The organism is Pantoea sp. MBLJ3 (genome assembly GCF_000816655.1).
GTDB lineage: Bacteria > Pseudomonadota > Gammaproteobacteria > Enterobacterales > Enterobacteriaceae > Pantoea > Pantoea eucalypti.
Window position 1 is genome coordinate 1 of the sequence record NZ_JSUT01000007.1, and the last position, 19,503, is coordinate 19,503.

The 19,503-nt window shown below is 52.4% G+C and carries 17 protein-coding genes; 11 read left to right on the forward strand and 6 right to left on the reverse strand.

What is annotated here, in order from left to right; translation table 11 throughout:
• Positions 1 to 78 precede the first annotated feature (78 nt).
• Positions 79 to 585 (reverse strand): molybdopterin-guanine dinucleotide biosynthesis protein MobB, encoded by a 507-nt coding sequence (gene mobB / locus NP77_RS13555; RefSeq protein WP_008926976.1) that lies wholly within the window; start codon positions 583 to 585, stop codon positions 79 to 81.
• 1 nt (position 586) lies between these two features.
• A complete protein-coding gene (gene mobA, locus NP77_RS13560) occupies positions 587 to 1,153 on the reverse strand; it encodes a molybdenum cofactor guanylyltransferase MobA (RefSeq protein ID WP_003850725.1) in 567 nt (188 codons plus the stop codon).
• Positions 1,154 to 1,200: 47 nt separating this feature from the next.
• Between mobA and NP77_RS13565 the strand changes: the two genes are divergently transcribed.
• From NP77_RS13565 to polA, 4 genes are all read left to right on the forward strand, one after another.
• On the forward strand, positions 1,201 to 1,476 hold the full coding sequence (locus NP77_RS13565; protein ID WP_003850728.1) for a YihD family protein: 276 nt from the start codon (positions 1,201 to 1,203) through the stop codon (positions 1,474 to 1,476).
• A gap of 45 nt (positions 1,477 to 1,521) precedes the next feature.
• Positions 1,522 to 2,508, forward strand: a complete 987-nt coding sequence (locus NP77_RS13570) for a serine/threonine protein kinase (protein ID WP_003850729.1) — start codon at positions 1,522 to 1,524, stop codon at positions 2,506 to 2,508.
• Between the two features lie 26 nt (positions 2,509 to 2,534).
• Positions 2,535 to 3,164, forward strand: a complete 630-nt coding sequence (gene dsbA, locus NP77_RS13575; protein WP_003850731.1) for a thiol:disulfide interchange protein DsbA — start codon at positions 2,535 to 2,537, stop codon at positions 3,162 to 3,164.
• 377 nt (positions 3,165 to 3,541) lie between these two features.
• A complete protein-coding gene (gene polA / locus NP77_RS13580) occupies positions 3,542 to 6,328 on the forward strand; it encodes a DNA polymerase I (protein WP_039660546.1) in 2,787 nt (928 codons plus the stop codon).
• A 417-nt stretch (positions 6,329 to 6,745) separates the two neighbouring features.
• On the opposite strand, the gene yihA is transcribed toward polA, so the two are convergent.
• The gene (gene yihA, locus NP77_RS13585) at positions 6,746 to 7,381 is read right to left on the reverse strand and encodes a ribosome biogenesis GTP-binding protein YihA/YsxC (RefSeq protein WP_039660548.1); all 636 of its coding nucleotides are present in this window, start codon (positions 7,379 to 7,381) and stop codon (positions 6,746 to 6,748) included.
• A gap of 551 nt (positions 7,382 to 7,932) precedes the next feature.
• Between yihA and yihI the strand changes: the two genes are divergently transcribed.
• Together yihI and hemN are read left to right on the forward strand one after the other, a co-directional pair.
• A complete protein-coding gene (yihI, locus tag NP77_RS13590; protein WP_039660549.1) occupies positions 7,933 to 8,457 on the forward strand; it encodes a Der GTPase-activating protein YihI in 525 nt (174 codons plus the stop codon).
• A gap of 233 nt (positions 8,458 to 8,690) precedes the next feature.
• Positions 8,691 to 10,064 carry an oxygen-independent coproporphyrinogen III oxidase gene (gene hemN / locus NP77_RS13595; RefSeq protein ID WP_039660551.1) on the forward strand — a complete coding sequence of 458 codons (1,374 nt, stop codon included), beginning with the start codon at positions 8,691 to 8,693 and terminating at the stop codon, positions 10,062 to 10,064.
• 41 nt (positions 10,065 to 10,105) lie between these two features.
• Here the strand turns inward: hemN and glnG are convergent, their stop codons facing one another.
• The 3 genes from glnG to glnA form a co-directional block, all read right to left on the reverse strand.
• A complete protein-coding gene (gene glnG / locus NP77_RS13600; protein ID WP_008926972.1) occupies positions 10,106 to 11,515 on the reverse strand; it encodes a nitrogen regulation protein NR(I) in 1,410 nt (469 codons plus the stop codon).
• Positions 11,516 to 11,522: 7 nt separating this feature from the next.
• A complete protein-coding gene (gene glnL, locus NP77_RS13605; RefSeq protein ID WP_008926971.1) occupies positions 11,523 to 12,572 on the reverse strand; it encodes a nitrogen regulation protein NR(II) in 1,050 nt (349 codons plus the stop codon).
• 138 nt (positions 12,573 to 12,710) lie between these two features.
• Entirely contained in the window at positions 12,711 to 14,120 is a 1,410-nt protein-coding gene (glnA, locus tag NP77_RS13610) for a glutamate--ammonia ligase (RefSeq protein WP_003850740.1), read from the reverse strand.
• Positions 14,121 to 14,558: 438 nt separating this feature from the next.
• On the opposite strand from glnA, the gene typA reads away from it, so the two are divergent.
• The 5 genes from typA (at position 14,559) to fabY (ending at position 19,502) form a co-directional block, all read left to right on the forward strand.
• Positions 14,559 to 16,382, forward strand: coding sequence for a ribosome-dependent GTPase TypA (typA, locus tag NP77_RS13615; RefSeq protein WP_003850742.1), 1,824 nt, complete (start codon positions 14,559 to 14,561; stop codon positions 16,380 to 16,382).
• A 209-nt stretch (positions 16,383 to 16,591) separates the two neighbouring features.
• A complete protein-coding gene (gene yihX, locus NP77_RS13620) occupies positions 16,592 to 17,188 on the forward strand; it encodes a glucose-1-phosphatase (protein WP_003851357.1) in 597 nt (198 codons plus the stop codon).
• 3 nt (positions 17,189 to 17,191) lie between these two features.
• On the forward strand, positions 17,192 to 18,064 hold the full coding sequence (locus NP77_RS13625) for a virulence factor BrkB family protein (protein ID WP_003851355.1): 873 nt from the start codon (positions 17,192 to 17,194) through the stop codon (positions 18,062 to 18,064).
• On the forward strand, positions 18,061 to 18,498 hold the full coding sequence (gene dtd / locus NP77_RS13630) for a D-aminoacyl-tRNA deacylase (protein ID WP_003851353.1): 438 nt from the start codon (positions 18,061 to 18,063) through the stop codon (positions 18,496 to 18,498). Before NP77_RS13625 ends, dtd begins: the two co-directional genes overlap by 4 nt.
• Positions 18,499 to 18,554: 56 nt before the next feature.
• Positions 18,555 to 19,502, forward strand: a complete 948-nt coding sequence (gene fabY / locus NP77_RS13635) for a fatty acid biosynthesis protein FabY (RefSeq protein WP_003851352.1) — start codon at positions 18,555 to 18,557, stop codon at positions 19,500 to 19,502.
• The last annotated feature ends 1 nt before the right edge of the window (position 19,503 follow it).

Genomic DNA, 19,503 nt, shown 5'->3' on the forward strand with positions numbered 1-19,503 from the left:
AAGTGAAGAAGCCCCGCACGAGAGTGCGGGGCTTTTTTACGTATGCAGATCGTGAAAAACACGCTGAATTTACCGGCTTCAGCACTTTCCCATCCAATCCACAATGAAATCTGCAACACTATTTGGGCAATTTATATCCAGAACCGGCACGTGCAGGGCCAGTTTCTGGTCGCTGGCGACAGCGATCACATGCTCATCAAGCAGTTCATCAATTCCGCCCTTGATCCCTGCACGCCATAAAATAATTTTAGGTACGGATTCCTCTTTAAAGCCCTCAACCAGCACGATCTCCAGCGCAGAGTGATCCATACGGCTGAGCAGATAAGGCAGATCAATCGACGGCTTTTCCGGTGTTTCACACATCAATGCCCATCGCTCTGAACTGGCCACCATCACCTGATGGGCACCCGCTTTTCTGAGCAGATAGCTATCTTTACCTGGCGTATCCACATCCATCTGATGATGTGTGTGCTTAATCAGCCCGGCACGAATCCCTTTACTGCTGAGAATCGGTATCACCTGCTGTAACAGCGTCGTTTTACCGGTTCCACTCCAGCCCGCAATCGCAAGTAAGGGTAAGGACATATCAACCTCTCTCATTGAGATCATCGGGAGTATTAATATTGCGAAAGGCAGACTCATCGTCAGTCAGAAGTACTGCATGACCACCGTGATCGCGCAGGAAGTGCATAAGACGTCGTTCACCAGCCTGCAGATAGGCATAAAGAGGTGCAGCCATATCACGATGAATCAGAGCCAGTGTGGGGTGATCGCGCGACTGTGAGCGAACCCAGACGGCTGGCGCGTCTCCACGTTGCTCAACCAGTTTTTCCACGACGTTAAGCGGCACTGCAGGTGTATCACAGGAGCAAAAAGCGGCCCATTCACCGTCAATGGCGATCAACGCACTGTAGATACCGGCCAGTGGACCCGGATAATCATCAAAAACATCCTGAACAACCCGACACCCGCTTAACTGATAGCGATCAATATTGCGATTGGCATTAATCATGACAATGTCCACTTGTGGCCTGAGCCGTTCAAGCACATGCTGATAAAGTGGCCTGCCATTCAGGTGCACTAATCCTTTGTCCTGACCACCCATGCGGCGGCCCTGACCACCGGCCAGAATGACGCCGGTTAATATTGTCATGAGAGTGTCCTCGCTAATGACGCACTGTGAATACGGGAGAATCCTGAATGAAATGCCATCGTTTAAACGAGCTGATCGCGTTGCTGCAACCCGCCTGGCAAAAAGAACCTGACCTTAATCTGGTCACATTTTTGCAGAAACTGGCTCAGGAATCTGGATTCCGTGGCCCGTTAAGTGAATTAACCGACGATGTATTAATTTACCATCTTAAAATGCGTGACTCTGCCAGCGATGATGAAATTCCCGGCCTTAAAAAAGACTATGAAGTTGATTTCAAAACAGCACTGCTCCGCGCACGGGGTGTCATTAAACAGGACGAGTAGTGTTATCCTTGGCAGTTAAATGTAAGGGTGACTACAGGTAACATGATGAGCGACGCTGCTTTTAACTTCCAGACCTTGAATCCCGATGTGCTGCTTGATGCGCTTTGGGAGACAGGAATTCGCGTCGAGTCGGGTCTGACAGCCCTGAACAGCTATGAGAACCGGGTTTATCAGTTCAGCGATGATGAAAAACGACGCTATGTAGCGAAGTTTTATCGTCCACAGCGCTGGCGTGCCGAACAGATTGCTGAAGAGCATCAGTATGCACTCGATCTGCTGGCTGACGAGGTGCCCATCGCAGCACCACTGCGGTTAAAGGGTGAAACACTGCACAGCCACGCTGGCTTCTTCTTTGCCGTCTTTCCCAGCCTGGGCGGACGACAATATGAGACAGACAATGAAGACCAGATGGAATGGGTAGGCCGCTTCCTGGGGCGCATTCATCAGACCGGGCGCAAAACGTTATTCGGCAATCGACCGACCATAGGCCTGGATGAATATCTGCATGAACCCCGTCAGGTTCTGGAACAATCACTCTTAGTGCCTGCATCACTTAAGGCCGCACTGCTGCAGGCGCTTGATAAGCTGGGCAATACGCTGCAGCAACGGTGGCACACTACGTGGCAGCCGCTACGATTACATGGCGACTGCCATCCGGGTAATATTCTGTGGCGTGACGGACCGCTGTTTGTCGATCTGGATGATGCCCGTAATGGCCCGGCAGTACAGGATCTGTGGATGCTGATTAGCGGCGATCGACAGGAACAGCGTATTCAGTGGGATATTCTGCTGGAGGCTTACAGTGAATTCAGTGATTTTGATATTAATGAATTGTCACTGATTGAGCCTTTACGCGCTATGCGCATGGTTTATTATCTGGCCTGGGTTGTCCGACGCTGGCAGGATCCCGCTTTTCCTCGCGCTTTCCCCTGGATGACAGATGAAGATTTCTGGCGCAGGCAAATTTCACTCTTTACCGAGCAGGAGAAGCTGTTGCAGGAACCTCCTCTGCAGCTGACACCGCAATATTAATGACGTAGTCAGGAGAATTTTTCACAATGAAAAAAATTTGGTTTGCTCTGATGGGTTTAGTGCTGGCATTCAGCGCGTCCGCTGCCCAGTTCACTGAAGGTAAACAATATGTCAGTCTGCCGAAACCCGTGGCCGGCGAACCTCAGGTGATGGAGTTCTTCTCCTTCTTCTGCCCGCACTGCTATCAGTTTGAACGTATTTATCACGTCAATGACGCGGTGAAAAAGAATCTGCCTGCTGACACTAAACTGGTGAAATACCACGTCGATTTCCTTGGTGGCGATCTGGGACCGGTTGTGACCCAGGCCTGGGCTGTGGCGATGGCGCTGGGCGTTGAAGATAAGGTGACAGTACCGATCTTTGATGGCATCCAGAAAACACAGACCATCACCGATCCTGCCAGTCTGAAAGAGACGTTTGTCAAAGCGGCCGGTATCTCCGCTGCTGACTATGATGCTGCATGGAACAGCTTCGCCGTAAAAGCGCTGGTTGCACAACAGCAGAAAGCGGCTGCGGATGTTGATCTGCGCGGTGTACCAGCGATGTTCGTCAATGGCAAATATATGGTGAACAATGGCGGCCTTGATACCAGCTCTATGGACAATTTCGTTGCTGACTACGCGAACGTGGTTAAATTCCTTGTAAGCCAGAAGTAACAGGCTTTGTCATCTCATTCAACGCCAGCTCAGCTGGCGTTTTTTTATGCTATCGAACAGAGACATAAATTTTGTCCATCTCCAGGGCATAAATTTAATATCCACACAAGGGATCGTGTAATTAAAATTGCCGATTGGGTCACGGAAATTAAATAAGTCTATGAAATAGATGGTTTTTATTTGAGGTCTAATCATTTAAGATCCTGAAAAACAGCGCGTTATAATTTTTACGCACAAAGTTATCCACAGAATGATCGTTGCGATCTTATCTCCAGAACCGTCAAAAACGCGACATATCCTACGCCTTAGTTCACCCTTTCTGCCAGGTTGTGGCATCCTTATAGACCAACCCATAGCAACGAAGACAACACAGACTTATGGCGCAAATAGCAGAAAATCCCCTCATTCTGGTTGATGGCTCATCCTATCTTTATCGCGCGTATCACGCGTTTCCGCCGCTGACCAATAGTGCAGGTGAACCCACTGGTGCCATGTACGGTGTGCTCAACATGCTGAAAAGCCTGCTGGCGCAATACAATCCGAGTCATGTTGCTGTGGTGTTTGATGCCAAAGGCAAAACGTTCCGGGACGAGCTGTTTGAACACTACAAGTCTCATCGTCCACCGATGCCTGATGACTTACGTGCGCAAATCGAGCCGCTGCATGAGATGGTACGGGCGATGGGGCTGCCGTTACTGGCGGTGAGCGGCGTTGAAGCTGATGATGTCATCGGTACGCTGGCGCTGGAAGCAGAGAAAAAAGGCCTCTCAGTGCTGATTAGCACCGGCGACAAAGATATGGCGCAACTGGTCACCCCAGCTATCACGCTGATAAATACCATGAGCAACACCATTCTGGGCCCCGAAGAGGTTGAGCAAAAATATGGTGTGCCGCCCGCCTTAATCATCGATTTTCTGGCCATGATGGGCGACAGCTCAGATAACATCCCAGGCGTGCCGGGTGTGGGTGAAAAAACCGCGCAGGCTCTGCTGCAGGGACTGGGCAGCATGCAGACGATCTATGACAATCTGGACAAGGTGGCCGATCTCGGCTTTCGGGGTGCCAAAACCATGGCGACCAAACTTGAGCAGAATCGTGATGTAGCGTTTCTTTCCTATCAGCTGGCGACCATCAAGACGGACGTTGAGCTGGCGCTGCCCTGTGAAGAGCTCAACGTTACTGAACCTGATGTCGAGGCACTGCAGACCCTGTTCAGTCGCTATGAGTTCAAACGCTGGCTGAGTGACCTGCAGGACGGTAAATGGCTGCAGGGCAAGAAGAACAATACTCAGGCGCAAAAAGCGTTGTCTGATGAGCCAGCTGTGGTCGTTGAAACCAGCAGCGTATTGCCGAGCGAAGGTTATGTCACAATCCTGGATCAGGAACACTTTGATAGCTGGCTGGAGAAGCTGAAAAACAGCGAAGTGTTTGCCTTTGATCTGGAGACCGACGCGCTGGATACCCTGAGCGCTAACATCGTGGGTATCAGCTTCGCAGTAGCGCCCGGTGAAGCCGCCTATCTGCCGGTTGCTCATGACTATCTTGATGCGCCTGATCAACTGGATCGTGCAGCCGTTCTGGCACAGCTCAAGCCTCTGCTTGAGGATGAAAACGCCTGGAAAGTGGGCCAGAACCTGAAATACGATCGTGGCGTACTGAAGAACTACGATATTGAACTGGCCGGTATCAAATTCGACACCATGCTTGAGTCCTATATTCTCAACAGCGTGGTGGGTAAACATGACATGGATAGCCTGGCCGCTCGCTGGCTTAACCATAAAACGGTCACCTTCCAGGAGATCGCCGGTAAAGGCAAAAATCAGCTGACGTTCAATCAAATCGCGTTAGAGCAGGCCGCTCATTATGCTGCCGAAGATGCCGATGTGACTCTGCAGTTGCATCTGAAGATGTGGCCAGAGCTGGAGAAAGAAGCGGGCCCGAAAAAAGTGTTCGAACAGATTGAGATGCCGTTACTGACCGTCATCTCCCGGATAGAACGCAATGGCGTGCTAATCGATCAATCGATCCTGGCGCAACACTCCAAAGAGCTGACTGCCCGACTGGCTGAGCTTGAGTTGAAAGCGCATGAGCTGGCGGGAGAGCCTTTTAACCTCTCATCCACTAAGCAGCTTCAGGTGATCCTGTTTGAAAAACAGGGCATTAAACCTACAAAGAAAACACCAGGCGGTGCGCCGTCAACCAGCGAAGAGGTGTTAGCTGAGCTGGCACTCGACTATCCACTTCCAAAAGTGATCCTGGAGCATCGCGGTTTATCCAAACTTAAGTCGACTTATACGGATAAATTACCGCTGATGATTAATCCGATAAGCGGGCGCGTGCATACCTCTTATCATCAGGCTGTTACCGCTACCGGACGCTTATCTTCTGCCGATCCGAATCTGCAAAACATCCCGGTGCGTAATGACGAAGGACGCCGGATCCGCCAGGCATTTGTCGCGGCCAAAGGCCATCGCATTGTGGCGGCAGACTATTCACAAATTGAACTGCGTATCATGGCGCATCTCTCTCAGGATAAAGGATTGCTGGACGCGTTTGCCCAGGGCGAAGATATTCACCGTGCCACGGCATCCGAAGTGTTTGGTGTGGCGCTGGATAAGGTCAGCGGCGAACAGCGTCGCAGTGCTAAAGCGATCAACTTTGGTCTGATTTATGGTATGAGCGCCTTTGGCCTGTCGCGTCAGCTGAATATCGGTGCGGGCGAAGCGAAAAAGTATATGGATCTCTACTTTGAACGTTATCCGGGCGTACTGCGCTATATGGAGAACACCCGTCAGCTGGCGGCGAGTAACGGCTATGTTGAAACGCTGGAAGGTCGTCGGCTGTGGCTGCCAGATATTAAATCCAGCAACGCCATTCGCCGGAAAGCCGCAGAACGCGCCGCGATCAATGCGCCAATGCAGGGAACCGCAGCGGATATTATCAAGCGGGCAATGATTGCGGTGGATGAATGGCTTGAACAGCAAAACGACAATGCCGTCAGAATGATCATGCAGGTTCACGATGAACTGGTATTCGAAGTGAAAGCGGAGGCCGTTGAAGAGGCCAGCCAGAAAATCCGTGCGCTAATGGAAGGTAGCGTGCAGCTCGACGTGCCTTTACTGGTTGAAGTCGGAGTGGGTAATAACTGGGATGAAGCCCACTGATTCAGCGTCTGAGGCCGGTTCCGTAAAATGGAATTGGCCTGTCATCAGGCATAAGTAAATCGTTTAGTTAACGGGCTCAGCGCGGTCAATGCTGGTACTGAGATAAAGCGTTTTTCTAACTGCTTATCGGCTAAACACTTTTTCCGTCATTTAACTACATTGCAACGTTGTTTTTGTGACGCACGTGGTAAAAAAAGCCTTGTTTGATGTAAGTAAGCAACAAAAAAGCCTTTGTCACGCACAGAAAATCAGGTAAAGTTCGTCGCGTAGGGTACAGAGGTAAGATGTTCTATCTTTCAGACCTTTTACTTCACGTAATCGGATTTGGCTGAATTTAGCCGCCCCAGTCATTCTGTGACTGGGGCGTTTTTTATTGGGCTTTTTGCACCGCCGGTTTCAGCGGCACAGGGCTGCCACTCACTCTTCCGCGTCCTGATCCACCTCTGCCGGTTCAAACGTTGTGAACCAGCTGTCCAGTTTCTGACGAACCTTATCTACGCCGATTTTCTTTAGCGATGAGAAAAGTTCTACCTGCACATCACCCACAAATTCGAGTGCAGCTTCACGCACAACATTAAGCTGTGCTTTACGCGCACCTGAGGCGAGCTTGTCTGCCTTGGTGAGGAGCAACAGCACCGGAATGCCGCTTTCAACGGACCAGTTAATCATCTGTCGATCGAGATCTTTCAGCGGATGACGGATATCCATCAGGATCACCAGGCCTTTCAGCGCCTGACGTTTTTGCAGGTATTCACCTAACGCACGCTGCCACTTCAGCTTCATCTCTTCCGGGACTTCGGCATAACCGTAACCGGGCAGGTCGACCAGACGCTTACCTTCTTTCACTTCAAACAGGTTAATCAGCTGCGTACGTCCCGGCGTTTTACTGGTACGCGCCAGACCCTTCTGATTGGTTAACGTATTCAGCGCACTCGATTTTCCCGCGTTCGAGCGGCCAGCAAAAGCCACTTCAATTCCGGTATCGGCAGGCAGATGGCGGATATCCGGCGCGCTCATGACAAAGTGGGTAACGTGATAATTCAATTCAGACAAGGTGACACTCCAGAAAACGCATTAAGGCAATGCGGCCGATTATACGCGTTATGGCGCGAAAGTGCTCAACCGCGTCTGATTAGTCAGATTTGTAAGAGATTTGCCATTACCACTGCGAGTTATTTCGCTTTTTACTTTAATTACTAAAAATAAAAAATCTTATTATTTAATATCTTATCTAGAATGGTTCTTTTTTTGAACTAACTATTTGTGGCGCTGACTTGAGGCTTTTACCAGATGGTCTACATTATTGTGCAGTGCACGGCAGCACCCATCAGGATGATGCGCTCAGGGATACCAGGAGGGTAGAGAGCGATGGAATGGAAATGAGTCAGGGATACGCTCAGACAGGGATAAGGAAAAGCTCAGGAGCTGAGCAGGCGCGGGATTGACCGGGATGTTACGAGCCGAAAAGGATTTAAAACATGATTCCTTCTTATGAAGGTATGAAATAAGGCGACAGCTTGAGCTGTCGCCTTTTTTCTTTGTCTGGTTTCTGCTAGATTTCGCCGCAATTGTATACTGAATAAAAAAAGCCGGGACCGAATACTATGAAGCAACCTGCACGAGCTGTTCACGGCAAACCTGCCGCCAAAGCCAAACGCAAATCGCGTGATGATATCAACAACGAAGCACGCGATCGCAAACGTGATAAAAAGCATCGTGGACATGCTTCTGGCAGCCGTGCTAATCCAGCGGCGTCCGAAAGCAATGGCGGGAGTCAGGCTAATAACGTGAAAGATCCGCGCATCGGCAGTAAAAAGCCGGTGGCCCTGATCGCTGACGGAAAAACCGCAGCCGTTAAGCCAAAGAAAAGCGTGGAAAAACCTGCAGCTGAGAAAAAAGCACGCCTGACGCCAGAAGAAGAGCTGGCAAAGCTGGAAAATGATGAGCGTCTTGATGCGCTGCTGGATCGACTGGAAAATGGCGAAACCCTGTCGGCTGAAGATCAGGGCTGGCTGGATGCCTCGCTGGACCGTATTGACGAACTGATGGAGCAGTTAGGCATTGTGATGGATGATGCTGAAGATGAGCAGGCTGAAGAAGATATGTACCGTCTGCTGAAGGGCAACTAAGCAAATTTGATCGGCATGCGGTCTGCGCATGCCGCGCTTATCAGGTAAACGACAATGTTTTGGCCTGGATCAATTTTCGCGCTGCTGGCGACATGTTATCTGCTGTGGTTATTGTTTAAACTACGACGCCTGTCGCGGCTGAAGCAACGTTTACGTCGGGTCTCAACCCGCTCACCTTTCATCTCCTCTTCTTCGCGACCTTCTCTCAGACACCGTCACCGGAAGGAGTGAGCATGCCATCGCAGCAGATTGAGTGGGATCAGGCGTTAATTGAAAAGTACAATTACGCTGGCCCGCGTTATACCTCTTATCCCACCGCGCTGGAGTTCAGCGAGCAGTACGCGGAAACTGATTTCCAGCGTGCCGTCGCGCGTTATCCTGATCGTCCGCTGTCGCTCTATGTTCATATTCCCTTCTGCCATCGTCTCTGCTACTTCTGCGGCTGCAATAAGATCGTGACGCGTCAGCGCCACAAAGCGGACCGCTATCTGGACGTGCTTGAGCAGGAAATCATTCAGCGCGCGCCGCTGTTTCGCGAGCGTAAAGTCACGCAGCTTCACTGGGGCGGCGGCACGCCAACCTTTCTCGATAATACGCAGATTTCACGGCTGGTGGGTTTACTGAAGCAGCACTTCAGCGTGGATGAGGACGCCGAAATGTCGATCGAGGTTGATCCGCGGGAACTTGAGCTGGATGTGATTGATCACCTGCGATCGCTGGGGTTCAATCGTCTGAGCATGGGCGTACAGGATTTTAATAAATCGGTGCAGGAACGGGTTAATCGGGTGCAGGATGAAGAGGTGATTTTCGGCCTGATGGCGCGCGCCCGTGAGCAGGGCTTCAGCTCTGTCAGCATCGATCTGATCTATGGCTTACCCCTGCAAACGCCCGCCAGCTTTGCCTGGACGCTGGAGCGGGTACTGGCACTGAGCCCGGACCGGCTTAGTGTATTTAACTATGCGCATCTGCCGTCAATGTTCGCGGCTCAGCGTAAAATTAAAGAGGATGAACTGCCCTCCGCGCAGCAAAAGCTGGATATCCTGCAACAGACCATTGTGACGCTGACTCAGCAGGGCTACCAGTTTATCGGGATGGATCACTTTGCAAAGCCGCAGGATGAGCTGGCCATCGCGCAGCGTGAAGGGCAGTTGCATCGCAATTTCCAGGGATACACGACGCAGGGCGACAGTGACTTACTGGGGCTTGGCGTCTCAGCCATCAGCATGACTGGCGACAGTTATGCGCAGAATCAGAAAGACCTCAACACCTGGTATGCATGTGTGGAACAGCAGGGAAATGGCCTGTGGCGCGGCATCGCCTTAACCGACGATGATTGCCTGCGGCGTGACGTGATTAAAACGCTGATTTGTAACTTCTCGCTGGATTTTGCCGCGACTGAAGCGCGATGGGGCATTCGCTTTAGGGACTATTTTGCTGAGGACATGGCGCTGCTGAAACCGTTAATTGCTGACGGGCTGGTGGTACAAACTGCTAAAGGGCTTGAGGTGACCGGCATTGGCCGGTTACTGATCCGCAATATCTGCATGTGCTTTGATCGCTATCTGCGTCAGAAAGTGCGTCAGCAGCAATTCTCCCGCGTTATCTGACGAAACGGGCTGGCATGACATGCCAGCCCGCACCGAAACGCTTATTCCATGCCAAGCTCTTTCAGCTTGCGTGTCAGCGTGTTTCGTCCCCAGCCCAGCAAACGAGCGGCTTCCTGTTTGTGGCCTTGCGTATGACGCAGCGCAGTGGTGAGCAGCGTTCGCTCCATCTCCGGTTGTGCTTCCGACAGCAGATTCTGATGACCGGAACGCAGTGCGCGGTCGGCCCACTGTGCCAGCAGCGTTGCCCAACTGTCAGGCAGCGACTGCACCGGATTTTCCGGGGTGCTGGACTCAAACAGTTCGCTGGGCAGATCCTGAATCAGCACTTCCTGACCCGCAGCCATGACCGTCAGCCAGCGACAGGTGTTTTCCAGCTGACGTACGTTACCGGACCAGTGCAGCCGGGTTAAGGCTGTTTCGGTTTCCGGGTGCAGAATCTTCGCTTCCACACCCAGCTCACGAGCCGCCACCTGCAGGAAATAACGCGCCAGACGTGGGATATCCTCACGACGCTCACGCAGCGGCGGCAGATGCACACGAATCACATTCAGGCGGTGGAACAGGTCCTCACGGAACTTGCCTTCCTGCACACGCAATTCCAGGTTCTGGTGGGTTGCCGCAATAATACGCACATCCACTTTGACGGGTGCATAACCACCGACGCGATAGAACTGACCATCGGCCAGCACGCGCAGCAGTCGGGTCTGCACATCCAGCGGCATATCACCGATCTCATCCAGAAACAGCGTGCCGCCATCCGCCTGCTCAAAACGGCCCTGACGGATCTGGTTCGCGCCGGTAAAGGCCCCTTTCTCGTGACCAAACAGCTCTGACTCAATCAAATCTTTGGGTATTGCAGCCATGTTCAGTGCGATAAAGGGCGCTTTGGTGCGTGGGCTGTGGCGATGTAGCGCATGGGCCACCAGCTCTTTACCGGTTCCGGACTCACCGTTAATCAGCACGCTTATCGAAGAGCGCGATAAGCGCCCGATGATACGAAATACATCCTGCATCGCAGGCGCTTCACCAATAATATCGGTAGTTGGTCCGCTGACCGGCTGATTACGTGGCTGCTGCTGTTCCTGATAGTGGCTGATCGCTCGCTCTACCAGTGCAACGGCTTCGTCAATATCAAACGGCTTAGGCAGGTAATCAAATGCGCCCTGCTGATAGGCGCTGACGGCAGCATCCAGATCCGAATGCGCCGTCATTATGATGACCGGAAGCATGGGATGACGCTGTTTAATCTGCTTCAGTAGCGCCAGGCCATCCATACCGGGCATGCGAATGTCTGACAGTAAAACGTCCGGGGTCTTGGTTGAGAGGGCATCCAGCACCTCGCTTGCGCTGTCAAAAGTCGCGCAGCTCAAACCGGCTCCAGTGAGCGCGCGTTCAAGCACCCAGCGGATGGAGCTATCGTCATCGACGATCCAGACTATCCCTCGTTGCATAGAAACCTCACTGGCGAATAGGCAGGTAAACCGAAAATTCGGTGTGTCCCGGCCAACTGTTAAATTCTATTTTTCCTGAATGTTGATCAATCAGGCTACGGGCGATGGAGAGGCCTAAACCGGTTCCGCCTTCACGTCCGCTGACCATCGGATAAAACAGCGTATCCTGCAGCTGGGCCGGAATGCCGGGGCCATCATCTTCAATATCAATACGTGCTACCAGGCGATAACGCGTGCCGTGCAGCGTGAGCTGGAAAGCGGTGCGGGTGCGGATAATGATGGTGCCGCCATCGTCTCCCAGCGCCTGAAGCGCATTGCGCACCACGTTAAGCAGTACCTGTTCAATCTGATCGGGGTCGTGCGGCAGTTCCGGCAGGCTGGGGTCATAATCCCGTACCAGCGAGACATTCTCCGGCAGCTCCATCGAGACCAGATTAACTACGCGTTCAGCCACCTGATGAATGCTCTGCGTGATGTGCATACCCGGCTGCTGCGGCCCTAACAGACGATCCACCAGATTCCGCAACCGGTCGGCCTGTTCAATAATGACTTTGGTGTATTCGTTCAGCGAGGGATCGGGCAGGGCACGTGATAAAAGCTGTGCCGCGCCGCGCAACCCTCCCAGCGGATTTTTAATCTCATGAGCCAGACCACGAACCAGATCGCGAGCGGCCACCTGCTGAGCGTGCTGTAACTGCTCCTGACTGAGCCGACGCTGATTATCCATCGGCGCCATTTCCATCAGAATTAAGCCATCGGGTAATCGCTGGGCGGTCAGCGACATAATGTGTGCACGACCATCAACGACCAGCGTAACCTCACTGTCAGTGAATCCCTGGCCAGCCTCAAGACTCTCGCGCATCACCTCAATATTCAGCGAAAAGTAGCCGGTTAATTCCGGTAACGGCGTGCCGAACAGCTTGCGTGAGCTTTGCGCCAGTAATTGCTGCGCCGCCGGGTTGGCGTAATGGATAACCAGATCGTTATCCACCAACAAAATACTGTTGATTAAAGCATTGAGAATCTGCCCTGCATCGGGCAGAGAGCCAGTTGCCATAAAACGTACCTCTGCACCAATCAGGTGCATTTTAGTCTTAAAGCCGTAAGGAGGGCGAATGAACGGTAAATTCGCGGAGAAAAAAGCCCATCCGAAGATGGGCTAAAAGTTTCCACGGCAACAAAATCGTTTGACCAGTTAAACGCTGTAGTAAAGCTCGAACTCAACCGGGTGTGGCGTCATGCGAACGCGATCCATCTCAGCTTTACGCAGTTCGATGTAAGCATCGATCGATTCGTCAGTGAATACACCGCCGCGGGTCAGGAACTCGCGATCTTCGTTCAGTGAATTCAGCGCTTCTTCCAGAGAGCCCGCAACTTTTGGAATCTCAGCTTCTTCTTCCGGTGGCAGGTCATACAGGTTCTTGTCCATCGCATCACCAGGATGGATTTTGTTGATGATGCCATCCAGGCCAGCCATCAGCAGTGCGGTGAACGCCAGGTATGGGTTAGCCGCTGGGTCCGGGAAGCGCGCTTCGATACGACGGGCTTTCGGGCTGGCAACCACCGGAATACGGATTGACGCTGAACGGTTACGGGCAGAGTAAGCCAGCATAACCGGTGCTTCATAACCCGGAACCAGACGCTTGTAAGAGTTCGTGGTCGGGTTCGCCAGTGCGTTAATTGCTTTAGCGTGCTTGATGATGCCCCCGATGTAGAACAGCGCCATTTCAGACAGGCCGCCGTACTTATCGCCGGCAAACAGGTTCTGGCCACCTTTAGAGAGTGACATATGGCAGTGCATGCCTGAACCGTTGTCGCCAAACATTGGCTTCGGCATAAAGGTCGCGGTTTTGCCGTAAGCATGAGCAACGTTATGGACGACATATTTGTAGATCTGAATTTCGTCAGCTTTTTTGGTCATGGTATTGAAGCGGGTAGCCACTTCGTTCTGACCCGCAGTCGCCACTTCGTGGTGATGCGCTTCAACAACCAGGCCCATCTGCTCCATGGTCAGACACATGGCAGAACGGATGTCCTGTGATGAGTCGACTGGTGGAACCGGGAAGTAGCCGCCTTTCAGACCTGGACGGTGACCTTTGTTACCGCCTTCGTACTCTTTACCGGTGTTCCATGCCGCTTCGATATCGTCGATAGCCACATGTGAACCGGAAGTCGATGAACCGAAACGGATGTCATCGAACAGGAAGAATTCTGGTTCTGGTCCAAACAGCACGGTATCCGCGATGCCGGAAGAGCGCAGGTAATCTTCAGCGCGTTTTGCGATAGAACGTGGATCGCGGTCGTAGCCCTGCATAGTGCCTGGCTCAAGGATGTCACAACGGATAATGAGCGTAGAATCTTCGAAGAAAGGATCCATGACTGCCGTGGTAGCGTCAGGCATCAGCACCATGTCTGATTCGTTAATGCCTTTCCAGCCGCCAATAGACGAACCATCGAACATTTTGCCTTCTTCGAAGAAGTCAGCGTTAACCTGGTGAGCAGGGATAGTAACGTGCTGTTCTTTACCTTTGGTATCGGTAAAACGCAGGTCAACAAACTTAACTTCATGCTCGTTCATCATCGAGAGAACGTGTTCAGCGGACATACTCAACTCTCCTGGAAATGGTCTTTCATTATCTACATGGCGAGGAAACGTCTTTTCCGGAATTCGCAGCGGGAAAACAACTCCCTGACTACCCGCTTCCGGCACGCTCTTCAACCGACATCTGACTGGCGATTACGCTTGATTTAGATAAAGCGAATTCTGTGCCAACTTTTCTGATGCTGCTTAAATCGCCTTGTGATGCACCTTTTTGTCATAAAGCACCTGCACCAGGATGGTCCTGGTGCACTAAAGTGGTGCTTTGTGACGATTTATTAGCACTATTTTGGTGCATAAGACCAACTTAGTGCATTTTCTGCACCGGGAACAGGGCAAATTTGCACCTATCTAATAAACTTTCAGTGAAAAGTGTGATGGTGTTCAGTCTTCCGCTTAATCAGTGTACAATAACGCGCTATTTCTAATGCCTGAGGCAAAGCTGTGATCGAAAATTTGCGTAACATCGCCATCATCGCGCACGTTGACCATGGAAAGACCACCCTGGTTGACAAACTGCTGCAACAATCCGGTACTTTTGATGCCCGTACCGAAGCAACAGAGCGCGTGATGGACTCCAATGATTTGGAGAAAGAGCGTGGGATTACCATCCTCGCAAAAAACACCGCCATTAAGTGGAATGACTACCGTATCAACATCGTTGATACCCCAGGACACGCCGACTTCGGTGGTGAAGTTGAGCGCGTCATGTCCATGGTGGACTCGGTGCTGCTGGTTGTAGATGCGATGGATGGCCCTATGCCGCAAACCCGCTTCGTGACCAAAAAAGCGTTCGCGCATGGTCTGAAGCCGATTGTGGTTATCAACAAAGTAGATCGCCCTGGTGCGCGTCCGGATTGGGTTGTGGATCAGGTATTTGACCTGTTCGTTAACCTGGATGCGACTGACGAGCAGCTCGACTTCCCTATCATTTTCGCCTCTGCGCTGAATGGTATCGCGGGTCTTGAGCACACCGACATGGCTGACGATATGACCCCGCTGTATCAGGCAATCGTTGACCACGTTGCGCCTCCGCAGGTTGAGGCTGATGCGCCACTGCAGATGCAGATCTCTCAGCTGGACTACAACAACTACCTGGGCGTGATCGGCATTGGCCGCATCAAGCGCGGTAAAGTTAAGCCGAACCAGCAAGTCACTATCGTTGATAGCGAAGGCAAAACCCGTAACGGTAAAGTCGGTAAAGTCCTGACTCACCTGGGTCTTGAGCGTATCGACAGCGATCTGGCTGAAGCGGGCGATATCATTGCTATCACCGGTCTGGGCGAGCTGAACATCTCTGACACCATCTGTGATCCACAGAATGTGCAGGCGCTGCCAGCACTGAGCGTTGATGAGCCAACCGTAACCATGTTCTTTAACGTCAACACCTCACCGTTCTGCGGTAAAGAAGGTAAGTACGTGACTTCACGTCAGATCCTTGAGCGTCTGAACAAAGAACTGGTTCACAACGTGGCTCTGCGCGTTGAAGAAACCGAAGATTCTGATGCGTTCCGCGTGTCAGGTCGTGGTGAGCTTCACCTGTCAGTTCTGATCGAAAACATGCGTCGTGAAGGTTTCGAACTGGCGGTATCCCGTCCGAAAGTTATCTTCCGCGAGATCGATGGCCGTAAACAAGAGCCATTCGAGAACGTTACGCTGGATATCGAAGAGACGCATCAGGGTTCCGTTATGCAAGCCATGGGTGAGCGTAAAGGCGATCTGAAAAACATGGATCCGGATGGCAAAGGCCGCGTACGTCTCGACTACGTGATTCCTAGCCGTGGCCTGATTGGCTTCCGTAACGAATTCATGACGATGACTTCCGGTACCGGTCTGCTCTACTCTACCTTCAGCCACTACGACGATATCCGTCCAGGCGAAGTGGGCCAGCGTCAGAACGGCGTTCTGATCTCTAACGGTCAGGGCAAAGCTGTAGCGTTCGCTCTGTTCGGTCTGCAGGATCGCGGTAAGCTGTTCCTGGGTCATGGTGCAGAAGTCTATGAAGGCCAGATCATCGGTATTCACAGCCGTTCTAACGACCTGACCGTAAACTGTCTGACCGGTAAGAAGCTGACCAACATGCGTGCTTCAGGTACTGATGAAGCAACGACACTGGTACCACCGCAGAAAATGACGCTGGAACAGGCGATCGAGTTCATCGATGATGACGAACTGGTCGAAGTGACTCCACTGTCAGTGCGTATCCGTAAGCGTCACCTGACTGAAAACGACCGTAAACGTGCTTCACGTGGTCCTAAAGACGCATAATTGCGCCTTTAAAGAATAAAAAGCCCCGCATGCGGGGCTTTTTTTTGCCTGAAATTCGGATTTACTCAGCCGGACCAGCGAATATTTGTGCGAATGATGTCGCGCTTTACTCACCTTCTGGCGTTTACGCTTTTCTCTCAGCCTGTGCCTGTTCAGCCTGCACTTTTGCCGCTAGAGTGAATACTCCAGGGAACAGAAGGAGACACACCATGCTGTATATCTTTGATTTGGGCAATGTGATTATTGATATCGACTTCAACCGCGTGCTGGGTGTCTGGAGTGACTTTAGTCGTGTACCGCTGGCTTCGCTACAAGGCCATTTCCAGATGGACGAAGCGTTTGAGCAACACGAACGTGGCGAGATCAGTGATGAAGATTTCGCACTGGCGCTGTGCGAAAAGCTGGAGATCGCACTGAGCTATGAGCAGTTTGCGGCTGGCTGGCAGGCGGTCTTCGTTGACGTGCGTCCGGAAACCCTGGCGCTAATGAACCGGCTGCGGCTGGAAGGTCATCGGGTGGTAATCCTCTCTAACACGAACAAGCTGCATTGCGAATTCTGGCCAACGCAGTATCCGGACGTGCAGCAGGCAGCGGATAAAATCTACCTGTCACAGGAGATAGGTATGCGCAAACCGGAAGCGCGGATTTATCAGCATGTGCTGGATGCAGAAGGTGTGACTGCCGATCAGGCGGTGTTCTTTGATGATAATCCAGAGAACATTGAGGCGGCCCGTGCCCTGGGTATTGAAAGTGTACTGGTTACTGACAGTAAAACGGTACCCAACTGGTTTGCGGGTCTACAGTAACTCATGATGTCACGTAAATTTCGCCCCAGGCTGCATGCGTTCTGGTTGTGGCTCAGGCTGTTATGGAAACGCATTGATGAGGATGGCATGACGACCCAGGCCGGTAATCTGGCTTATGTCTCATTACTGGCGTTAGTGCCGCTTATTGCAGTGGTCTTTGCCCTGTTTGCGGCGTTTCCGGTTTTCTCTGACATCAGCGTGCAGTTAAAACAGTTTGTCTTCAACAATCTGATGCCTGCTGCAGGTAACACGTTGCAACGCTATCTTGAACAGTTTGTTGCTAACGTAAACAGGATGACGGCGGTCGGGGCAGTCGGTCTTATCGTGACCGCCTTACTGCTGATGCATTCGGTCGATACGGCGTTAAACACCATCTGGCGCAGCAACAAAAAGCGACCGATGGTTTACTCCTTTGCCGTCTACTGGATGATCCTGACGCTCGGTCCGCTGCTGGCCGGTGCCAGCCTGGCAATCAGCTCTTATCTGCTTTCCCTGCGCTGGATTAATGCCACTGGCGTAACCAGTCTGGTCGATCAGATGCTGCGCATTTTCCCGCTTCTGCTGTCGTGGTTCGCCTTCTGGTTACTCTACAGCATTGTTCCCACCCAACGGGTGCCACCGCGTGATGCGCTGATTGGCGCGCTGGTTGCCGGGGCGTTGTTTGAGCTGGGTAAAAAGGGCTTTGCGCTCTATGTTACTATGTTCCCTTCATATCAGTTGATCTACGGCGTACTGGCCGTGATCCCCATTCTGTTTCTCTGGGTCTACTGGACCTGGTGTATTGTGTTGCTGGGCGCTGAAATAACCGTCGCGTTAGCTGACTATCGGCAGTTGAAGCAGCAACACCAACAAGAAGAGCAACGCGAGGAAACATGATTGCATTGATTCAGCGCGTGCAGCGCGCCAGCGTCAGCGTCGATCAGGAAGTGACCGGTGAAATTGGCGCGGGTTTACTGGTTCTGCTGGGCGTAGAAAAAGGCGATGACAACGCGCGAGCGGAACGTCTCGCAGAACGTGTACTGGGCTATCGCATCTTTAGCGATGAGCAGGGCAAGATGAACCTGAGTGTCCGCCAGGCGGGCGGAAGTGTGCTGGTGGTGTCGCAGTTTACGCTGGCCGCGGATACGCAAAAAGGGATGCGCCCCTCGTTTTCGGGTGGCGCTGAACCTGCTGAAGCCGAACGTCTGTATGAATACTTCAGCGACTGCTGTCGCCAGCAGGGGATTACTACGGCGAATGGCCGTTTTGCTGCAGATATGCAGGTCTCGCTGGTGAATGATGGTCCTGTGACGTTCTGGTTGCAGGTGTGAGATCGTCAGCTGAGCGGCAGGGAACAGGCCATACATCCGAGCGGGAGAAACATTACATGTATCACCTTCGCGTGCCACAGACGGCGGAAGAGCTGGATATCTATTATCAGTTCCGCTGGGAGATGTTACGTAAACCTCTGCGTCAACCGCAGGGGTCAGAACGTGACGCCTGGGATGCCCTGGCACATCATCAGATGGTGGTTGATGAACAGGGAAATCCGGTCGCTATCGGCCGTCTCTACATTAATGCCGACAATGAGGCCGCTATCCGCTTCATGGCCGTTCATCCTTCGGTGCAGGGTAAAGGGCTGGGAACGCTAATGGCGATGACGCTGGAGTCGGTAGCGCGTCAGGAAGGGGCTAAGCGGGTAACCTGTAGTGCCCGCGAAGATGCTGTCGCATTCTTCGCTAAGCTCGGCTACGTCAACCAGGGCGAGATTACCGCGCCCCAGACGACGCCGGTTCGCCACTTTCTGATGATCAAGCCTGTCGTTACGCTCGATGATATCCTGCATCGTGCCGACTGGTGCGGACAGCTGCAGCAGGCCTGGTATGATCATATTCCGCTCAGCGAGAAGATGGGTGTCCGTATTCTGCAGTTTACCGGGCAGAAATTTATCACCACCATGCCGGAAGCGGGCAATCAGAATCCACATCAGACGTTGTTTGCTGGCAGTCTGTTCTCGCTGGCCACGCTGACCGGCTGGGGATTGATCTGGTTACTGCTGCGCGAGCGCCATCTGGGCGGCACCATTATTCTGGCGGATGCGCACATTCGCTACAGCCACCCGATTAGTGGCCGGCCTGGCGCGATTGCTGACCTCGGCTCATTAAGCGGCGATCTCGACCGTCTGGCGCGCGGACGTAAAGCACGTGTGCAGCTTGAAGTTGAGCTTTTTGGCGACGATGAGTGTGGCGCTGTGTTTGAGGGGGTCTATATTGTTCTGCCTGCCGATCCTGACGGGCCGCTGGAAGAGGGCGGTTCCGGCGCACGTATCAACTAAT

What these genes read in the sequence shown, in the direction of transcription:
- mobB (WP_008926976.1), bottom strand. Translation starts at nt 585, where the DNA reads ATGTCCTTACCCTTACTTGCGATTGCGGGCTGGAGTGGAACCGGTAAA.
- mobA (WP_003850725.1), bottom strand. Translation starts at nt 1,153, where the DNA reads ATGACAATATTAACCGGCGTCATTCTGGCCGGTGGTCAGGGCCGCCGC.
- NP77_RS13565 (WP_003850728.1), top strand. Translation starts at nt 1,201, where the DNA reads ATGAAATGCCATCGTTTAAACGAGCTGATCGCGTTGCTGCAACCCGCC.
- NP77_RS13570 (WP_003850729.1), top strand. Translation starts at nt 1,522, where the DNA reads ATGAGCGACGCTGCTTTTAACTTCCAGACCTTGAATCCCGATGTGCTG.
- dsbA (WP_003850731.1), top strand. Translation starts at nt 2,535, where the DNA reads ATGAAAAAAATTTGGTTTGCTCTGATGGGTTTAGTGCTGGCATTCAGC.
- polA (WP_039660546.1), top strand. Translation starts at nt 3,542, where the DNA reads ATGGCGCAAATAGCAGAAAATCCCCTCATTCTGGTTGATGGCTCATCC.
- yihI (WP_039660549.1), top strand. Translation starts at nt 7,933, where the DNA reads ATGAAGCAACCTGCACGAGCTGTTCACGGCAAACCTGCCGCCAAAGCC.
- hemN (WP_039660551.1), top strand. Translation starts at nt 8,691, where the DNA reads ATGCCATCGCAGCAGATTGAGTGGGATCAGGCGTTAATTGAAAAGTAC.
- glnG (WP_008926972.1), bottom strand. Translation starts at nt 11,515, where the DNA reads ATGCAACGAGGGATAGTCTGGATCGTCGATGACGATAGCTCCATCCGC.
- glnL (WP_008926971.1), bottom strand. Translation starts at nt 12,572, where the DNA reads ATGGCAACTGGCTCTCTGCCCGATGCAGGGCAGATTCTCAATGCTTTA.
- glnA (WP_003850740.1), bottom strand. Translation starts at nt 14,120, where the DNA reads ATGTCCGCTGAACACGTTCTCTCGATGATGAACGAGCATGAAGTTAAG.
- yihX (WP_003851357.1), top strand. Translation starts at nt 16,592, where the DNA reads ATGCTGTATATCTTTGATTTGGGCAATGTGATTATTGATATCGACTTC.
- NP77_RS13625 (WP_003851355.1), top strand. Translation starts at nt 17,192, where the DNA reads ATGATGTCACGTAAATTTCGCCCCAGGCTGCATGCGTTCTGGTTGTGG.
- dtd (WP_003851353.1), top strand. Translation starts at nt 18,061, where the DNA reads ATGATTGCATTGATTCAGCGCGTGCAGCGCGCCAGCGTCAGCGTCGAT.
- fabY (WP_003851352.1), top strand. Translation starts at nt 18,555, where the DNA reads ATGTATCACCTTCGCGTGCCACAGACGGCGGAAGAGCTGGATATCTAT.